This is a genomic window from Microbacterium sp. VKM Ac-2870, from assembly GCF_015350795.1.
GTDB lineage: Bacteria > Actinomycetota > Actinomycetes > Actinomycetales > Microbacteriaceae > Microbacterium.
Genome location: NZ_JADKSH010000005.1, coordinates 248,337 through 265,086, shown reverse-complemented (window position 1 = coordinate 265,086; position 16,750 = coordinate 248,337). Strand labels below are relative to the sequence as shown.

Here is a 16,750-nt window from a genome sequence, read left to right as displayed (position 1 = left end):
GACCGCGGAAGACCCTCGACTTCGACACCCCAGCCGATAGGCTCCAAGCACTGTTGCGCTGACGGGTTGAGTTCACCAGCGCCTACTTCGCGAGGGAGAACGTGCTCCCAAATAGGGTTCCGGCTGGTCCAGGAGCTCGCCGCTGACGGGGTCCCCGTCGCGGTGGCCTGCCGGTTCCTGAATGTCTCAACGTCTGGCTACTACGACTGGGCCCGCCGACCACCGTCGGTGCGGGCGGTCGCTGACGCGGAACTGATAACCACGATCCGCCGCATCCACGCCGACTCGCGGGAGACCTATGGCTCACCCAGAGTGCTGGCTGAACTGCGGCTAGGACTCGGCGTCCACGTGGGCCGCAAACGCGTCGCGAGGCTCATGCGTGCCGACGGGCTGGTCGGGGTCTCGCATCGCCGCAAACGACGTGGGTGGAAGCCGGACACGGCCACGCACGAGGACCTCGTGAAGCGGCAGTTCCGCGCTGACGCGCCGAACCGGCTCTGGTTCTGCGACATCACGCAACACCGCGCCAGAGACGGATGGGTCTACTGCGCCGCCGTGATCGACGCGTACTCCAGACGGATCGTGGGCTGGTCGATCTCAGACCGGATCACCACGGAGATCGTCGTCGACGCCCTCGAGATGGCCCGCTGGCGACGCCGACCCGAACCCGGCACGGTCGTCCACGCCGACCGCGGCGCGCAATACACCAGCTGGCTCTTCGGGCACCGGCTCCGTCAAGCCGGCCTGCTCGGATCGATGGGCAGAGTCGCGTCCAGCGTCGACAACGCGCTCATCGAGTCGTTCTGGTCAACGATGCAACGCGAGCTCCTCGACCGCACGAGCTGGGAATCGAGAGCGCAGCTCGCGTCGGCGATGTTCGAATGGATCGAGGGGTTCTACAACCCGCGCCGCCGGCACACCAGCCTCGGCGACCTCAGCCCCGCCGACTACGAAGCACTTCACATCCCCGCCGAAATCGCGGCATGATCAACACACAAGAACTGTCCGGGAAACCGGGTCAGGCTCCAGCCACGTTCGACGCCGACGGCAACCAGCTCACGACCACCGACGCTAACAATCACACCACCACGACCACGTTCGACGCCGCCGACCGGCCCGTCAAGGTCCAGCAACCGTCGTCCGACGCCACCCAAACGGCCTACAACGCCGACAGCACCGTGCACGCGGTCACCGATGCGGCCAGCCACACCACGACCTACGCCTACGATGCGCAAGCACGCGTCGTGACGATGACCGACAAGGACGGCAAGAACACCACCTACACCTATGACGGCATGGGACGGCTCAAGACCACGACGAAACCGAACGGCGACACCGCCACTCAGAACTGGGACAACACCGGCCAGCTTTCCGGCATCACCTACTCGGGCACGAGCACTCCAGCCACCTCCTATACGTACGACGCCGCCGGTCGCCGAACCGCAATGACTGACGGAACCGGAACCAACAGCTACAGCTACGACGCGTTCGGAGAACCCGTCAGCGTGAAAACCGGCTCCGGCGCCGTCACGAAGTACAGCTACGACGCTGCCGGCAACACCACCACCATCGTGTATCCGGGCGCCAGCACGAGCGTCGCTCGTCACTTCAACAATCTCGAGCAACTCGACCGCGTGACCGACCCCGCCGGCGCTGTCACCTCCTTCGCGTACTCGCCTGACGGGATGCCGACCACAACCAGCTACGGCAACGGCGACACCGCGACCGTCGCCTACGACAACGCCGACCAACCCGCCTCGAACGCGCTGAGCCGCGGAGCGACCGCCCTCGGGACGATCACCTACGGCCGTGACAACACGGGTGATCTGAACGCGACCACACCTTCGGCCGGCGCCCCCGGAACAGCAACCACCTACGGATACAACACCAACCAGTACCTGACTAGCTCGACCGTCGGGTCCACGGCCACGAACTACACCTACGACAACGTCGGCAACCCGACCAAACTCGGCGCCGCTACCCAGACCTTCGACCCAGCCGGCAGACTCTGCTGGAGCACCACGACCGCCGTCTCCTCCCCGTCCTGCACGACGGCACCAGCCAGCGCGACGACCTACTCGTACGACACGAACGGCGACCGCACCCGCAAAGCACCCTTCGGCACAGCCGCGACGACCTACGCGTACAACGCGGCAGGCGAACTCACCTCGCTAGCCGGCGCCACCGCGGCCACCTACACGTACAACGGCGACGGGCTCAGGGCGAGTAAGACGGCGTCGGGAAGCACGGTAACGTTCACGTGGGATTCTCGCGGGAAGGTCCCTGAGCTCATCAGCGACGGAACCACCAATTACATCTACGGACCGACCGGAACACCGATCGAGCAGGTCGCCTCAGGCGGATCCAGCCAAACGTACTACTTCGCTGACGCACACGGTTCCACGACTGAGCTGATGAATCAGGCAGGCACTGTGACGGGCTCCTACTCCTACTCCGCGTGGGGCAACGTCAGTACACACTCCGGCACCGCCACACCTATCCAGTTCGCCGCCGCATACGCCGATGCCGAAACCGGGTTCCTCTACCTCCAAGCGCGGTGCTACGACCCAGCAACGGGGAACTTCCTCACCGTAGATGCGCTCGTGAGCAAGACGCTCGCCGCCTACCTATACACAACTAACAACCCGCTGAACCACCTTGATCCGCTCGGGCTTGCCGACTGGTGGAACCCCGGAAGCTGGGACTCTACTACCTGGGCGGTGATCGGCGGCGTTGGGCTTGCGATCGGCGCGGTCGCCTTGGCAGCCACCGGTGTGGGACTCGCTGCCGACGCAGGGCTGCTCGCGATCGCGATCGGTGTCGATGCTGCAGAGTCGGTGGGGGCGGTGGCCGGAGTTGTCTCGATCGTGGGAAGTACCGTCGGCGTTGGACTCGATGGGTTGAGCTGCTGGGGGGCGGGAGATCAGGGCGCGTGCGGTGCGATGATGTTGAACGGAGTCGGTGCGGGCATGGGGGCGGCAGGCTACCGCTTGGGTCGAAGCGGTATCGACGGCGCGAAGGGACTGGGCGTCGGAGTTGGGGCCAACGGTGTCCCATACTCAGGATTCGGCTTCGGACTCGACGTGAAGGGGTTTATTGAGTCTTGCCATAAGGCCCAGGAGGGGGAAGAATGACTGGGGTTTCGGATGAGTGCTGAGCGAGGGTTCAAGAACCCTGTCGTTTTCGGCATGGTTATGCATGCCTTTGTGTTTGTTGCTCTTCTCGTGGCAATCATTCTCGTTGCTCAAACTGTCGAGCAGAATGCCGCTCTCCTCATCATCCTGATTGCGGTTCCGGGCACGGTGATAATCCTCGTATCGTTAGGCTTGACGACTGGCGTGCTAAAGCAACGCACTCGGCATCGGATCGTGGTCGCCAAGAACCCTGGCGCAACGGTGGTTCCCGCAGAGTGGAGCAGCGCAGTCCTCGCTCCCTTCTTGAAGAACGCGAGCGCGGCGCCGTCGAACTATCGCGGATTTGGCGTAGAGATCGCCGCCAGCAAGGCGGGTGTGAGTCTTTGGCGGAGCCAAGGGGTAAAGAATGTGGAGCTACTTGGAAATTTCGACTGGTCGCAAGTCGACTCAATCGAGGAAGGAACCGTTGACGCCGTGATTGGGCGGCGCGTTGCTCCAACGATCAGGTTCAACTTACGGCACGGCGCGGACTCACCGTTCAAGGATCAGATTGAGCTCCTTATCCGCAAGATTCCTGTAGACGAAGCAGTCGCGGCGCTGCAGCAAGCGAGGACATAGCACCCTCGCGTTGCTGGACCGGATGGGGCGTATCGTCCTCAGCTTACGAGATCGGTTGCCACTTCAACCGTGAACGGCGCCGTATGGCGTAGCCGCCGGAAATCCGCATGCGCCACGCGGCCATCTCTATGCTCACTTGACAGCGTGTCGCGACAACGTGTGGCGCGATATCACGGATTGCGGCCACCTTGGCTTTGGCCGCGGGGACGAGAAGTGCGCCCGCCAGTTCAGCGGCTTCCCTTTCCTGCGACTTCGAGGTGCCACCGCATCCAACGCCGCTGTCGCCTCCGTTTGTCCAAGCCGGCGATGGCTCGTGCTCCGCCTCGAAGTGTGCGATCTCGTGGGTGAGGTCGGAGCGGACGCGCCCATTACTGCGGTCGGGATTGAAGATCACGAGGTGTCTGTTGCCATCGTGGGCAGCAACCGCTTCACTCGTCCCCGACGATCTCGAAGGACGGCTGAGCCTCAGTGCTGCCAGCGTGAGCGCCGTCGCTTGAGCTTCGGGAGAGCAGCTGCGCGCGCAACGGTGGGTGCGCGGAGCGAACCGTCGGCCTAGCGTGGGCAGTGCGCGCTGTGCCGACCGGCATCCGCCAGCGAAGAGGAGCACTGATGACGGCATCCTTCATCTACGACGCCGTGCGCACGCCGTTCGGCCGCGCCGGAGGCGTCCTGTCGGGGGTGCGGCCCGATGACCTCGCCGCCGTCGTTATGCGATCGATCGTCGAGCGCACGGGTCTCGACCCGGCGCGGATCGACGACGTGATCTTCGGTGATGCGAACCAGGCGGGCGAGGACAACCGCAACGTCGCACGGATGGGTGCGCTGCTCGCCGGGCTGCCGACCACTGTCACCGGTGTGACGGTCAACCGGCTCTGCGCGTCGAGCGTCGAGGCAGTGATCCAGGGATCGCGGGCGGTCGAAGCGGGCGACGCCGACATCGTCCTGGCGGGCGGGGTCGAATCGATGAGCCGCGCTCCGTTCGTTGTGGAGAAAGCCGCGCGGGCATGGCCCTCGGCCGGCAACCAGACGCTCTGGAACACGTCGATCGGGTGGCGCATGGTCAACCCGAAGCTGCCGACGGCGTGGACGATCTCCAATGGTCAGTCTGCCGAGAAGATCGCCCGCGAGTGGGGCATCAGCCGTCAGTCGCAGGACGAGTTCGCCGCCCGCTCGCACCGGCTGGCGGCACAGGCGTGGGCGGACGGCGTGTACGACGCGGAGACCGTGCAGGTGCCCGGCGCCGAGCTCACCCGGGACGAGAGCATCCGCGATGACACATCCGTCGCCGTGCTTGCCGGACTGACGCCGCTGTTCGCCGACGACGGTTCGGTCACGGCCGGCAACTCGTCACCCCTGAACGACGGCGCCTCGGCCGTGCTGGTCGGCGGGGAAGGGGCAGTGGATGCCGAGCCCCTCGCCCGCATCGCCGCGCGGGCAGCTCACGGGGTGGACCCCGACGTCTTCCCGATCGCTCCGATCGAAGCTGCGAACAAGGCGCTCGCCCGCGCCGGATACACGTGGGCCGAGGTGGACGTCGTCGAACTCAACGAGGCGTTCGCGTCGCAAGCGCTCGCGTGTGTGCGGGGCTGGCCGGATCTCGATCCCGAACGGGTGGACATTCACGGCGGCGCGCTTGCGATCGGCCACCCGTTGGGGGCATCCGGCGGGCGCATCATCGGCCATGCAGCTCACGAGCTCGCCCGCCGCGGCTCGGGCATCGCGGTCGTGGCGATCTGTATTGGCGTCGGCCAGGGTCTCGCCGTGGTCCTCGAACGCTAGGAACGGTCCGTCGCCTGCGCATCGCGCAAGAACCCGGGAGCATACAATCGACCCGTGTCGACGATGAAGGACGCGCCCGCGCTCCGCGTGCCGATTCTCCGCTCGTGCTGACGACGCAGCTCCCGGTCAGCGATCAACAGCTGGGAGCCGTGCTGCAGCCCCTCGGTGTTCCCGTGGAGTTCGAGCCCCTCTCCGGTGGCATGTTCGCCTCCGCGCACCGGGTCGTATTGACGGACGGGCGATGTGTCGTCGTCAAAGTCACCGCGACCGACCCGGCCCGGCTGTGCCGCTACGAGCGCGGGATCGCGCGCACCGAGGCCGACGTCTACTCCACGCTTTCGCACCGCCGCGTGCCGGTGCCTCGCGTCCTCTTGACAGATTTCAGTCACCGCATCATCGACGCCGACGTCGTGGTGACGGGACTGTTGTCGGGGACGCCGTGGAACGATCGGGCTCTGAGCGAAGAGGACATGAGAGGCGTGCGCCGGCGGCTCGGGTCGATGATGGCACGGCTGCACGTCGTGCGCGCGCCCGCCTTCGGATATCCCGCTCTCGAAGCGGAACTGCAGGCCGACGGGTGGGGTGCGGCGTTTCGTGCGATGGTCGAGGCTCTCCTGCAGGATGCCGCGGCCTCCGGCACCGCTCTGCCGGAGGAGCGCATCCGCGCGGCTCTCCAGGCACAGGCCGCGGCACTCGACAGCGTCACGGAGCCGGTGTACGTGCACACGGATCTGTGGCCCGGAAACGTCTTCCTGGATGACGACGGCGAGATCTCCGGCATCATCGACACCGAGCGCACCGTGTGGGGAGACCCGCTGCTCGAGCTCGTGGGTGCCGATCAGCTCGGCCTCTGGGACATCGACGCCGACGTCCTCGCGGGCAACTCCGACGCGGGCGGCGTTCTCGCCGGCGCGCTGTCTTCACCGCACGGGTCGACGCGCTTCGCTCTGTGCCGGCTGTATATGACGCTCGTGCTGCTCACCGAGATCAACGTTCGCGGCTATGACGGCGAGTGGCTGCCCGCGCACCGCTCTCGCGTGGAGAAGATGCTCGAGGCGACGCTCGAGCGACTCATCCCCTGACCGGAGCCTCCTCGCAGCAGGAGCAGAGGGATGTCGGCGCCCGGCGATACCATGAGTCGTCCCCACCCCTCCGCAGACGGAGTTCGCATGCTCGGAAAGCTCCTCGTCCGTTATCTCTGGACCTATAAATGGTGGCTTCTGGGCGTTCTCGTCTTCCAGTTCGCCTCGGCCATGGCATCCCTCTATCTGCCGCGCCTGAACGCCGACATCATCGATAAAGGCGTCGCCGTCGGTGACACCGGTTACATCTGGTCGCGCGGCGGCTTCATGCTGCTCATCGCCCTCGGTCAGATCGTCGCTTCTATCATCGCCACCTTCTTCGCGGCGCGAGCGGCGATGAGCGCCGGCCGCGACATCCGCCGTGACGTCTACGACAAGGTGAGCGGCTTCTCCGAGCGCGAGGTGTCGTCGTTCGGCGCGGGCACGCTGATCACCCGCAACACCAACGACGTGCAGCAGGTGCAGATGCTCGCCATGATGGGCGCGACGATGCTGGTCACCGCACCGCTGCTGGCGATCGGCGGGGTCATCATGGCGGTGCAGCAGGATGCCGCGCTCAGCTGGCTCATCGCCGTGGCCGTGCCCGTCCTGCTCGTCATCGCCGGGTTCATCATCAGCCGCATGGTGCCGCTGTTCCGGGCCTACCAGGGCAAGCTCGACGGGGTCAACCGCATCATGCGGGAGCAGCTGACCGGTGTCCGCGTCGTGCGCGCCTTCGTGCGCGAACGCATCGAAGAGGCGCGCTTCCGCGTCGCGAACACCGACATCATGATCGTCGGTCGCAAGGTCGGCTCGCTGTTCGTGATCATGTTTCCGCTGGCGATGCTCGTGCTCAACGTCACCGTGGTCGGCGTGATCTGGTTCGGCGGCATCCAGGTCGACGCGCGCGATGTCGAGATCGGCACCCTGTTCGCCTTCATGCAGTACGTCGGTCAGATCCTCATGGGTGTGCTCATGGCGACATTCATGACGATCATGATCCCGCGCGCCGCCGTCTCGGCCGACCGCATCGGCGAGGTCCTCGACTCGACCGACGCATTGCACCGCCCCGAGCGACCGGTCAGCGCGTTCCCCGAGCTCGGCGCCGTCGAGTTCGACGACGTCTCGTTCAGCTACCCGGGCGCGGAGTCGCCCGTGCTCGAGCACATCTCCTTCCGCGCCGAACCCGGCCAGACCGTCGCCATCGTGGGGTCGACCGGTTCGGGCAAGACGACCCTCGTCTCCCTCATTCCGCGGCTGTTCGACGTGACCGGCGGCACCGTGCGGGTCGGCGGCGTCGACGTACGCGAGGCCGATCTTGACGAGATGTGGCGGGGGATCGGCTACGTGCCGCAGCGTGCGTTCCTGTTCACCGGCACCGTCGCCAGCAACCTCCGATTCGGGCGGGAGGACGCCACGGACGACGAACTCTGGCACGCGCTCGAGATCGCGCAGGGCCGTGACTTCGTGTCAGAGATGGATGGCAGCCTCTCGGCGCGCATCGCGCAAGGCGGAACGAATGTGTCGGGCGGCCAGCGCCAGCGCCTGTCGATCGCCCGTGCGATCGTGCACCGCCCGCACGTGCTCGTCTTCGATGACTCGTTCTCGGCACTGGATGTCACCACCGACGCGCGTCTGCGTCAAGCGCTGTGGCGCGAACTGCCCGACGTGACGAAGATCGTCGTCGCCCAGCGCATCTCGACGATCGCGGATGCCGACGTCATCGTCGTCCTCGACGGCGGCCGGATGGTCGGCATCGGCACGCACGACGAGCTGCTCGCCGCCAACGAGACCTACCGCGAGATCGTGCAGTCGCAGTTGGGAGTGGACGCATGAGCGCCCCGAACACCTCCGCCCTCTCCGAAGAGGAACGCGAAGAGCTCGAACTCGCCGAACAGGCGCGGCTCAACTCCGGCGACTGGGACTCGGTCGCGCCCGGAAAGGCCGCGAACTTCGGCCGCAGTTTCGGCCGGATGATCGGGCTGCTCGCGCCGTCCAAGTGGGCGTTCATCTTCGTCTCCGTCCTCGGCGCGATCGGTGTCGTCCTGGCCGTCATCGCTCCCAAGGTGCTCGGCGAGGCGACGAACATCCTGTTCGAGGGGGTGCTCTCGACATCGCTCCCGCAGTTCCCGAACGGCACGAGCCAGGATCAGGTCGTCGACGCGCTCCGAGCGGCTGGACAGAACGACGTCGCCAACATCATCGCCGCCATGCACGACTTCCAGGTCGGAGCCGGCGTCGACTTCGAACGGCTCAAGTGGGTGCTGGTTGCCGTCCTGGCCATCTACATCGTCTCCGCGCTTCTGACCTGGGTGCAGGGCTACGTGATCAACGTGATCATGGTGCGCACCATGTGGCGCCTGCGCGAATCGGTCGAGGCGAAGATCAACCGTCTGCCGCTGTCGTACTTCGACCGTGTGCAGCGCGGCGAACTGATCTCCCGCGTCACCAACGACATCGACAACATCACCCAGACGATGCAGCAGGCGTTGTCCACGGCCGTGACGAACGTGCTGACCGTCGTCGGCGTGCTCGTGATGATGTTCTCCATTTCGTGGCAACTGGCGATCGTCGCCCTCATCGCGCTGCCGCTCATGGGTGTCATCTTCGGCGTCATCGGACCCAAGTCGCAGAAGGCCTTCGCTACCCAATGGCGCAAGGTCGGCCGTCTCAACGCCCGCGTCGAGGAGTCGTTCTCCGGCCACGCCCTCGTCCGCGTGTACGGCCGCGAGCAGGCCTCGCGCGAGAAGTTCCAGGAGGAGAACGAAGAACTCTACCGGGCGGCGTTCAAGGCCCAGTTCCTGTCGGGCCTCATGATGCCCGCCATGATGTTCATCGGCAATCTCTCCTACGTCGGCATCGCCGTTCTCGGTGGCCTCATGGTGGCCTCGGGGCAGTTGCGCCTCGGAGACGTCCAGGCCTTCATCCAGTACTCGCAGCAGTTCACGCAGCCGCTGTCCGAGCTCGGCGGCATGGCCGCCGTCGTCCAGTCCGGAACGGCATCTGCCGAGCGTGTCTTCGAGCTTCTCGACCAGGAGGAGCAGGAGCCGGATGCCGACGAGGCGCCCTCCTTGCGCGAAGGCCGCGGTGTCATCGAGTTCCAGAATGTCGCCTTCTCCTACTCGCCCGACAAACCGCTCATCCGCGACCTGTCGTTCCGCGTCGAGCCCGGGCAGACGGTCGCGATCGTCGGTCCGACCGGCGCCGGAAAGACCACTCTGGTCAACCTGCTCATGCGCTTCTACGAGCTCGACGGCGGGCGCATCCTGCTCGACGGGCAGGACATCGCCGAGCTCACCCGCGACGATGTGCGCTCGCGCACCGGCATGGTGCTGCAGGACCCGTGGCTGTTCGCCGGATCGATCCGCGAGAACATCCGATACGGCAACGAATCGGCATCCGACCTGGAGATCGCCGAGGCGGCAGTCGCCACCCGCGTCGACCGTTTCGTGCACTCGCTGCCCGACGGCTACGACACCGTTCTCGATGAGGATGCCGCCAACGTCTCGGCCGGCGAGAAGCAGCTCATCACGATCGCCCGCGCGTTCGTCGCAGAGCCGAGCGTGCTCATCCTCGACGAGGCGACGAGCTCGGTCGACACCCGCACGGAGCTGTTGCTGCAGCACGCGATGTCGGCCCTGCGCGAAGGCCGCACCTCGTTCGTGATCGCACACCGCCTCTCGACGATCCGCGATGCCGACCTGATCCTCGTGATGGAGCACGGCGACATCGTCGAGAAGGGCAGCCACGAGGAACTCATCGCCGCACAGGGCGCGTACTGGCGGCTGTACCGCTCGCAGTTCGAGCAGGCAGCCACCGGCGGCGACGAGAACCCCGACGGGGCGGCGGAGTGAACGCCGCCGCACCTGCCGCGCCTCCGAGACACCGGGGCCGGCGGTTCGTGCTGTCGTGCATCGGGGTCGGACTGGCGGCCGGTCTGCTGTCGGGACTGTTCGGCGTCGGCGGTGGCACCGTCATCGTGCCGATGCTGGTTCTGCTGCTGGGGTTCGACCAGCGTCTTGCCGCCGGCACGTCGCTGGCCGCGATTGTGCCGACCGCCTCGGTGGGCGTGATCTCCTACGCCGTCCACGGGTCGGTGGCCTGGATTCCCGCCCTCATCCTCGCGGCGGGTGCCGTCATCGGTGCGCAGATCGGCGCGTGGCTGCTCGCACGCATTCCGCAGAATGCGCTGCGGTGGGGGTTCGTCGGATTCTTGGCTGTCGTGATCATCATGCTCTTCGTGGTGGTGCCCTCCCGTGATGCGGTGCTGGAGCTCACGGTCGCTTCCGGCATCGGCCTCGCAGCGCTCGGGCTGTTCACAGGAGTGATGGCGGGCCTGCTCGGCGTCGGGGGCGGCGTCATCGTCGTGCCGGCGCTGATCTTCCTCTTCGGCACGAGCGACCTCATCGCCAAGGGCACGTCTCTGCTGATGATGATCCCGACCGCAGTGTCGGGCACGATCGGCAACGTCAAACGGCAGAACGTCGATCTGTTCGCCGCTGCCCTCGTCGGCGTGGCGGCCTGCACGACGACGGCGCTCGGCGCCTGGATCGCCACGTTGCTCTCGCCGCTTGTCGCGAACATCCTCTTCGCCGTCTTCCTCACCTTCATCGCCGTCCAGATGGCCATCCGCGCCGTGCGCGCTCGCCGGGCGCGCTGACGACTTTCCCGTCGCGATCGGTCGTCACGGCGTTTCTGATACGGCGCGACGGGACGGATGGAGAAGACCCGCCCTCGGTAGGATCGAGGGGTGTCAGTGAATCCCGAGCTGGTCGGCCGCTCCTTCCCGCCGACCGCCCCCTATCTTGTGGGTCGCGAGAAGGTGCGAGAGTTCGCGCGCGCCATCTTCGCCGACGCGCCGCAGCACGTCGACCCCGAGGCCGCTCGCGCCCTCGGCTACGCCGATGTGGTCGCGCCTCCGACGTTCGCGATCGTCATCCAAGACCTGACGCTGCAGCAGCTGCTCGCGGTGCCCGACTCCGGCATTGCGCTCGAGCGCGCCGTCCACGCCGAGCAGCGCTTCCGCTACACGCGCCCGATCGTCGCCGGTGACGAGCTGACGGCGCAGCTGAGCATCGTCGGCGTCCGCCCGTTCGGTGCCGGCGCCATGGTCACGAGCGAGTCCACCGTGATCGATGCCGACGGCGCCCACGTCGTCACGGCGACATCCGTGCTGCTGATCGGAGGCGAGGTCGCATGACGTCCACGACGGAATCGCTCGAGGTCGGTGCGGTGGTGGCGGAGCGCTCCGTGCACCTCACCCGTGAGGCGCTGGTGCGCTACGCCGGCGCGTCAGGCGACTTCAACCCCATCCACTACCGCGACGACGTCGCGGAGCGCGTCGGACTCCCCGGCGTGCTCGCCCACGGCATGCTCACGATGGGTCTCGCCGTCGAGACCATCGTCGAGTGGCTGGGCGACGCCGGCCGCGTCGTGGAATACGGCGTGCGCTTCACCCGCCCGGTCGTCGTGGATGCCGAGACAGGCGCCGACGTCGTCGTGTCGGCGAAGGTCGGCGCCGTCGACGACGAGACGGCCCGCATCGATCTCACCGTCACGTTCGGCGACACCACCGTGCTGGGCAAGGCGCAGGTGCGCGTGCGCCGGCAGTCCTGATGGCCGAGATCGCCCCGGTTCCGCTCGCGCAGCTCACCACGTTGCGCGTCGGCGGTGTGCCGGAACGGATGATCGAGGCCCGCAGCCGTGATGAGCTCATCGACGCGCTTCGCAGCGTCTGGGCCGACGGTGACCCGTGGCTCGTTCTCGGCGGGGGATCGAATCTCCTCGTGGGTGACGAGCCCTTCGAGGGCACGGTCGTGCTGATTCGTACCGACGGCATCACCCGGGTCGAGGGTGCCCCCGATGGTCGCGTGCGTCTGCGCGTCGAAGCCGGTCACGACTGGGACGACCTCGTCGAGTACACCGTCGCGGCGGGTCTCGCCGGTATCGAGGCGATGAGCGGCATCCCGGGGTCTGCCGGGGCGGCCCCCATCCAGAACGTCGGCGCCTACGGGCAGGAGATCGTCGAGACCCTCGTCGAGGTCGAGCTGCTCGATGAGGCGACGGGTGAGGTTGAAACGGTGTCCGCGCGTGAGCTCGAACTGGGCTTTCGGACGTCGGTGCTCAAGCAGCACTACGGCCAGGGATCGCGCCGCTCGGGTGTGATCGTCTCGCTCACCGTCGAGCTCGACGACGTCGGCCACGGTGACGTGCCGGTGCGGGGCGGCCAGCTGCGCCAGGCGTTGCGCCTGGCTCCGGATGCCGCCGTCTCGCTGCGCTGGATCCGCCAGACCGTGCTGGAGACACGCGCGTCGAAGGGCATGGTGCTCGACGACGACGATGTCGACACCCACAGCGCCGGTTCGTTCTTCCAGAACGCGATCGTCTCGGCGGCCTTCGCCCGGACGCTGCCGCCCGAGTGCCCGCGCTGGCCTGTGGCGGTTGCGGTCGAACCTGTCACGGTCATCCCGCTCGCTGCGTACGACGGCCTGGTGCCCACGCCGGTCTCGATCCAGCCGGACGTGAAGGTCAGCGCCGCGTGGCTCATCGAACACGCCGGTCTGGGCAAAGGGTTCCGCCTGCCGCGCTCGCGAGCGGGCCTATCGACGAAGCACGCGCTCGCCCTCACCAATCGCGGCGGCGCCACCGCGGGGGAAGTGGCGGAACTGGCTCGCTACATTCAGCACCGCGTGCAGTCCGAGTTCGGCCTGCTGCTGCAGCCCGAGCCGGTGCTCGTCGGCGTCGAGCTCTGAGGCTCAGCCGCGGCGTCGGACGCCTGGAGCATCGTGGGGAACGCTTCGCGGCACTTCACGCAGGAACGGGACGAGCGGCATGATCATCCGCACCCAGATCAGCCGCGCCGCCGGGAAGACGCCGAGTACCCAGAGGATGGACGCAGCGGCATCCGTCGGGTAGTGAACGCCGATGACCGTCACCGATCCTGCCATGACCGCGACGAGCACGACGCCGACGACGATCGCGGTCGGCCGCCACCGCGAGCCCTTCAGCATGACGATGATGGTCACCACGATGGCCGTGACGAACACGACGTGGCCGCTCGGATACGACGGATCTATCGGCATGTGCGCCACCGGGTGGGGGAGAAGGGTCGCGTCGGGACGGGGCCGGTCCACCCCGATCTTCACGAGATCGGCGGGGATCCACGTCAGGGCGATCGTGCCGGCGAAGGCGACCGCGAGGGCGAGTCGTCCCGTGATCGCCCAGACGAGCCCCGTCAGCATGACGGTGATGATGATCGCCGGCACCGGCGAGAAGAGGTCGTAGACGAGCGCGGTCACCTGGCCCGTACCGTCGATGTGCAGCGCGTTCATCGCGCGTGACAGGCCAGCGTCGATGGGTGCCGCGCGCAGCGCCAGGCCTGCGCTGATGAGGAACACCAGCGTCGCGAGCGCCACGATCAGCGCCGTCGCCGGATGTCGTGCGGGCGCGAGCAGCGCATTGCGCGGGCGCCGCGACCGGCGAGACGCGGAGACAGGTGATGAGGACGACAAACGCATGGGATGCGATCGTCCCGCGTGCCCCTATGTGATTTCTGAGTGCGGTCGGTGTGTCCGGAGCTCACACGCTGATCAGGCGGTGCCGAAGAGCTTCTGCAACCGCTGGATGCCTTCGAGCAGCTGGTCGTCGCCCAGGGCATACGACAGGCGCAGGTAGCCCGACGGGCCGAACGCTTCACCCGGAACGACAGCGACCTCCGCCTGGTCGAGGATGAGATCGGCGAGCTCGAGAGAGGTCGCGACGTGCACGCCGTTCCACTCTCGTCCGAGCAGGCCCGTGACATCGGGGTACACGTAGAAGGCGCCGAGCGGGTTCGGCACGGTCACCCCGGGGATCTTCGCCAGCTCGGCGACGATCAGGGTGCGGCGGCGATCGAACGCCTGGCGCATCTGCTCAGCCTCGGTCTGCGGCCCGGTGAGGGCTGCCAGCGCCGCGCGCTGGGCGACGTTGTTGACGTTGGAGCTCAGATGCGACTGCAGGTTGCCGGCGAGCTTGATGGCGTCGGTGGGTCCGACCATCCAGCCCACCCGCCAGCCGGTCATCGCGTAGGTCTTCGCGACGCCGTTGACGAGGATCGTCTGGCCGGCGAGTTCAGGCACGGCCTCCACGATCGACACGGCGCGCGCGCCTTCGTAGACGAGGTTCTGGTAGATCTCGTCGGTGATGACCCAGATGCCGTGCTCCAGCGCCCACTGACCGATGGCGGTCGTCTCTTCGGGGGTGTAGACCGACCCGGTCGGGTTCGACGGAGAGACGAAGACGAGCACCGTCGTCTTGTCGGTGCGGGCCGCTTCGAGCTGCTCGACGGTGACCTTGTACTCCTGGTCGGCGCCGGCGAAGACCTCGACCGGGATGCCGTCGGCCAGCGCGATCGCCTCGGGGTACGTCGTCCAATACGGGGCCGGCAGCAGCACCTCGTCGCCGGGGTTCACCACGGCCTGGAAGGCCTGGTAGACAGCCTGCTTACCGCCGTTGGTCACGACGATCTGGGCGGGGGAGACCTCGAGTCCGGAATCGCGCAGCGTCTTGGCGGCGATCGCCTCGCGCAGCACCGGCAGCCCCGCGGCGGGGGTGTAGCGGTAGTTCGCCGGGTCGTGGAGGGCGTGCGCGGCGGCATCCACGATGAACTGCGGCGTGGGGAAATCGGGTTCACCCGCCGCGTAGGAGATCACCGGTCGGCCGGCTGCCTGCAGGGCCTTCGCCTTCGCGTCGACCTTGAGGGTCGCGGACTCGGCGATCGCGGACAGTTTGCGGGACAGGGGAGCGCGTTCGGTCACAGGGGAAAGCGTAGTGGTCGCGGCTGTCCTCGGCCCAGGCGGATACCTGCGCGTGCGCTAACGTGACGTCGTGACCGGAGACGCCCGACACCGCCCCCGTCGCTTCGCCGGACTCGGCGGTCTGCTGCGACTCGGCCTGGCGACCCTCGCCGTCGGTCTCGCCACGGGCCTCGCCGTGCTCCTGCTCGTCTGGATCGTGCACACGGTCGAACACCTCGTGTGGGGCACCGCCGAAGGCCCGTTCCTCGACGGCCTCGCCCTACCCTCGCCGTGGTGGCTGCCGATGGTGAGCCTGACGGCCGCGGGGGTGATCGCCGCCGTTGGTTGGTACCTGCTGCGGCGGTTCGGGCGGCGCATCGCGAGCGTCGAAGAGGGTGTTGCCGGACACCGCATGCCGCTGTGGGAGACCCTGGCCGATACCGTGATCCAGGTGAGCTCCGTGGGCCTCGGCGCCTCGATCGGCAAGGAGGTCGCACCGCGCGAGCTGTCGGCGATGGCGGCTTCGAAGCTCGTGGGCTGGTTCCGTCTCGACGCCCGTTGGGCCACCATCCTCATCGCGTCGGCCGCCGGTGCGGGTCTCGCGGGCGTCTACAACGTGCCGCTGGCCGGCGCGCTGTTCGCCATCGAGATCCTTCTCGCCCGCTTCAGCGCCGGTGCGGCCGTCGTCGCTCTCTTGGTCAGCGCCATCGCGACGACCGTCGCGCGCCCGCTCGTCGCGGACGAGTCGCTGTACCGCGTCGCCGCCGTCGAGGTCTCCCCGTCGCTGATCGTCGCGGCGCTCCTCATCGGACCGCTGATGGGGTGGGGCGCGACCAGCTTCTCGGCGGTCACCGCGCGCCTGGCCACGCGGCGTCCGACCGGCTGGAAGCTGCTCGTCGCCCTACCGCTGACCTTCGCCGCCGTCGGCGTGCTCGGCTCGTTCTTTCCGCTGCTCCTCGGCAACGGTCGGGCGCTGGCCACGGCGGGCTTCGACCTGGCGCAGCCCGCCTACCTGCTGTTGGCGCTCGCCGTCATGAAGTACATCGCCACGTCGATCTCGCTCGGTTCGGGCGCGATCGGCGGCACCCTGCAACCGTCCGTGGCGATCGGTGCCGCGCTCGGTGCGGCGGCCGCCGCGGGGTGGTCGTTCATCTGGCCGGGCGCCGACGGCACGGCGCTGGCGATCGTCGCCGCCGGCGCGTTCCTCGCCGCCACCATGCGGGCGCCGTTCACCGCGATCGCCCTCATCATCGAGTTCACCGGCACGGGGTTCACGCTGCTGGTGCCGATCTTTCTCGCGGTCGCGGGCTCGCTGGCCGCCTCGCGACTCACGACCGGGGAAGGGCTGCGTCGGTTCGCGCCCATCGACCCCGGCCGCGAGTGA

At 67.5% G+C, this 16,750-nt stretch carries 15 protein-coding genes; 12 read left to right on the top strand and 3 right to left on the bottom strand.

The features are described from left to right. Nucleotides 1-66 precede the first annotated feature (66 nt). Genes ITJ43_RS13325 through ITJ43_RS13315 form a run of 3 tightly spaced genes read left to right on the top strand, consistent with a single transcriptional unit; the run spans nt 67 to nt 3,752 of the window. Entirely contained in the window at nt 67-987 is a 921-nt protein-coding gene (locus tag ITJ43_RS13325; RefSeq protein ID WP_194584330.1) for an IS3 family transposase, read from the top strand. Next, nucleotides 984-3,134, top strand: a complete 2,151-nt coding sequence (locus ITJ43_RS13320; protein WP_194584329.1) for an RHS repeat domain-containing protein — start codon at nt 984-986, stop codon at nt 3,132-3,134. The genes ITJ43_RS13325 and ITJ43_RS13320 overlap by 4 nt, the downstream gene beginning before the upstream one ends. 12 nt (nt 3,135-3,146) lie before the next feature. Then, nucleotides 3,147-3,752, top strand: coding sequence for a hypothetical protein (locus ITJ43_RS13315; RefSeq protein WP_194584328.1), 606 nt, complete (start codon nt 3,147-3,149; stop codon nt 3,750-3,752). Nucleotides 3,753-3,795: 43 nt separating this feature from the next. Here ITJ43_RS13315 and ITJ43_RS15440 read toward each other — a convergent pair whose 3' ends face one another. Further along, nucleotides 3,796-4,371 (bottom strand): ImmA/IrrE family metallo-endopeptidase, encoded by a 576-nt coding sequence (locus tag ITJ43_RS15440; RefSeq protein ID WP_416361077.1) that lies wholly within the window; start codon nt 4,369-4,371, stop codon nt 3,796-3,798. Between ITJ43_RS15440 and ITJ43_RS13305 the strand changes: the two genes are divergently transcribed. The 8 genes from ITJ43_RS13305 (at nt 4,362) to ITJ43_RS13270 (ending at nt 13,344) form a co-directional block, all read left to right on the top strand. Then, nucleotides 4,362-5,531 (top strand): thiolase family protein, encoded by a 1,170-nt coding sequence (locus tag ITJ43_RS13305; protein ID WP_194584326.1) that lies wholly within the window; start codon nt 4,362-4,364, stop codon nt 5,529-5,531. The two genes, ITJ43_RS15440 and ITJ43_RS13305, sit on opposite strands and share 10 nt — an antisense overlap. Before the next feature lie 104 nt (nt 5,532-5,635). Continuing rightward, entirely contained in the window at nt 5,636-6,613 is a 978-nt protein-coding gene (locus ITJ43_RS13300) for a phosphotransferase family protein (protein WP_194584325.1), read from the top strand. An 87-nt stretch (nt 6,614-6,700) separates the two neighbouring features. Continuing rightward, nucleotides 6,701-8,428 carry an ABC transporter ATP-binding protein gene (locus ITJ43_RS13295; RefSeq protein ID WP_194584324.1) on the top strand — a complete coding sequence of 576 codons (1,728 nt, stop codon included), beginning with the start codon at nt 6,701-6,703 and terminating at the stop codon, nt 8,426-8,428. Then, on the top strand, nt 8,425-10,446 hold the full coding sequence (locus ITJ43_RS13290) for an ABC transporter ATP-binding protein (protein ID WP_194584323.1): 2,022 nt from the start codon (nt 8,425-8,427) through the stop codon (nt 10,444-10,446). Before ITJ43_RS13295 ends, ITJ43_RS13290 begins: the two co-directional genes overlap by 4 nt. After that, a complete protein-coding gene (locus ITJ43_RS13285; protein ID WP_323741230.1) occupies nt 10,443-11,252 on the top strand; it encodes a sulfite exporter TauE/SafE family protein in 810 nt (269 codons plus the stop codon). Before ITJ43_RS13290 ends, ITJ43_RS13285 begins: the two co-directional genes overlap by 4 nt. A gap of 90 nt (nt 11,253-11,342) precedes the next feature. Further along, complete coding sequence (locus tag ITJ43_RS13280) at nt 11,343-11,792, top strand: FAS1-like dehydratase domain-containing protein (protein WP_194584322.1); 450 nt, start codon at nt 11,343-11,345, stop codon at nt 11,790-11,792. Beyond that, complete coding sequence (locus ITJ43_RS13275) at nt 11,789-12,208, top strand: MaoC/PaaZ C-terminal domain-containing protein (RefSeq protein ID WP_194584321.1); 420 nt, start codon at nt 11,789-11,791, stop codon at nt 12,206-12,208. The genes ITJ43_RS13280 and ITJ43_RS13275 overlap by 4 nt, the downstream gene beginning before the upstream one ends. Then, on the top strand, nt 12,208-13,344 hold the full coding sequence (locus ITJ43_RS13270) for a UDP-N-acetylmuramate dehydrogenase (RefSeq protein WP_194584320.1): 1,137 nt from the start codon (nt 12,208-12,210) through the stop codon (nt 13,342-13,344). Before ITJ43_RS13275 ends, ITJ43_RS13270 begins: the two co-directional genes overlap by 1 nt. 3 nt (nt 13,345-13,347) lie before the next feature. Here the strand turns inward: ITJ43_RS13270 and ITJ43_RS13265 are convergent, their stop codons facing one another. Together ITJ43_RS13265 and ITJ43_RS13260 are read right to left on the bottom strand one after the other, a co-directional pair. Next, nucleotides 13,348-14,109: a phosphatase PAP2 family protein gene (locus tag ITJ43_RS13265; protein ID WP_194584319.1), complete on the bottom strand. Its 762-nt coding sequence runs from the start codon at nt 14,107-14,109 to the stop codon at nt 13,348-13,350. 72 nt (nt 14,110-14,181) lie between these two features. Beyond that, entirely contained in the window at nt 14,182-15,387 is a 1,206-nt protein-coding gene (locus tag ITJ43_RS13260) for a pyridoxal phosphate-dependent aminotransferase (RefSeq protein ID WP_194584318.1), read from the bottom strand. 70 nt (nt 15,388-15,457) lie between these two features. Here ITJ43_RS13260 and ITJ43_RS13255 point away from each other — a divergent pair, with 70 nt between their 5' ends. Continuing rightward, entirely contained in the window at nt 15,458-16,750 is a 1,293-nt protein-coding gene (locus tag ITJ43_RS13255; protein WP_194584317.1) for a chloride channel protein, read from the top strand.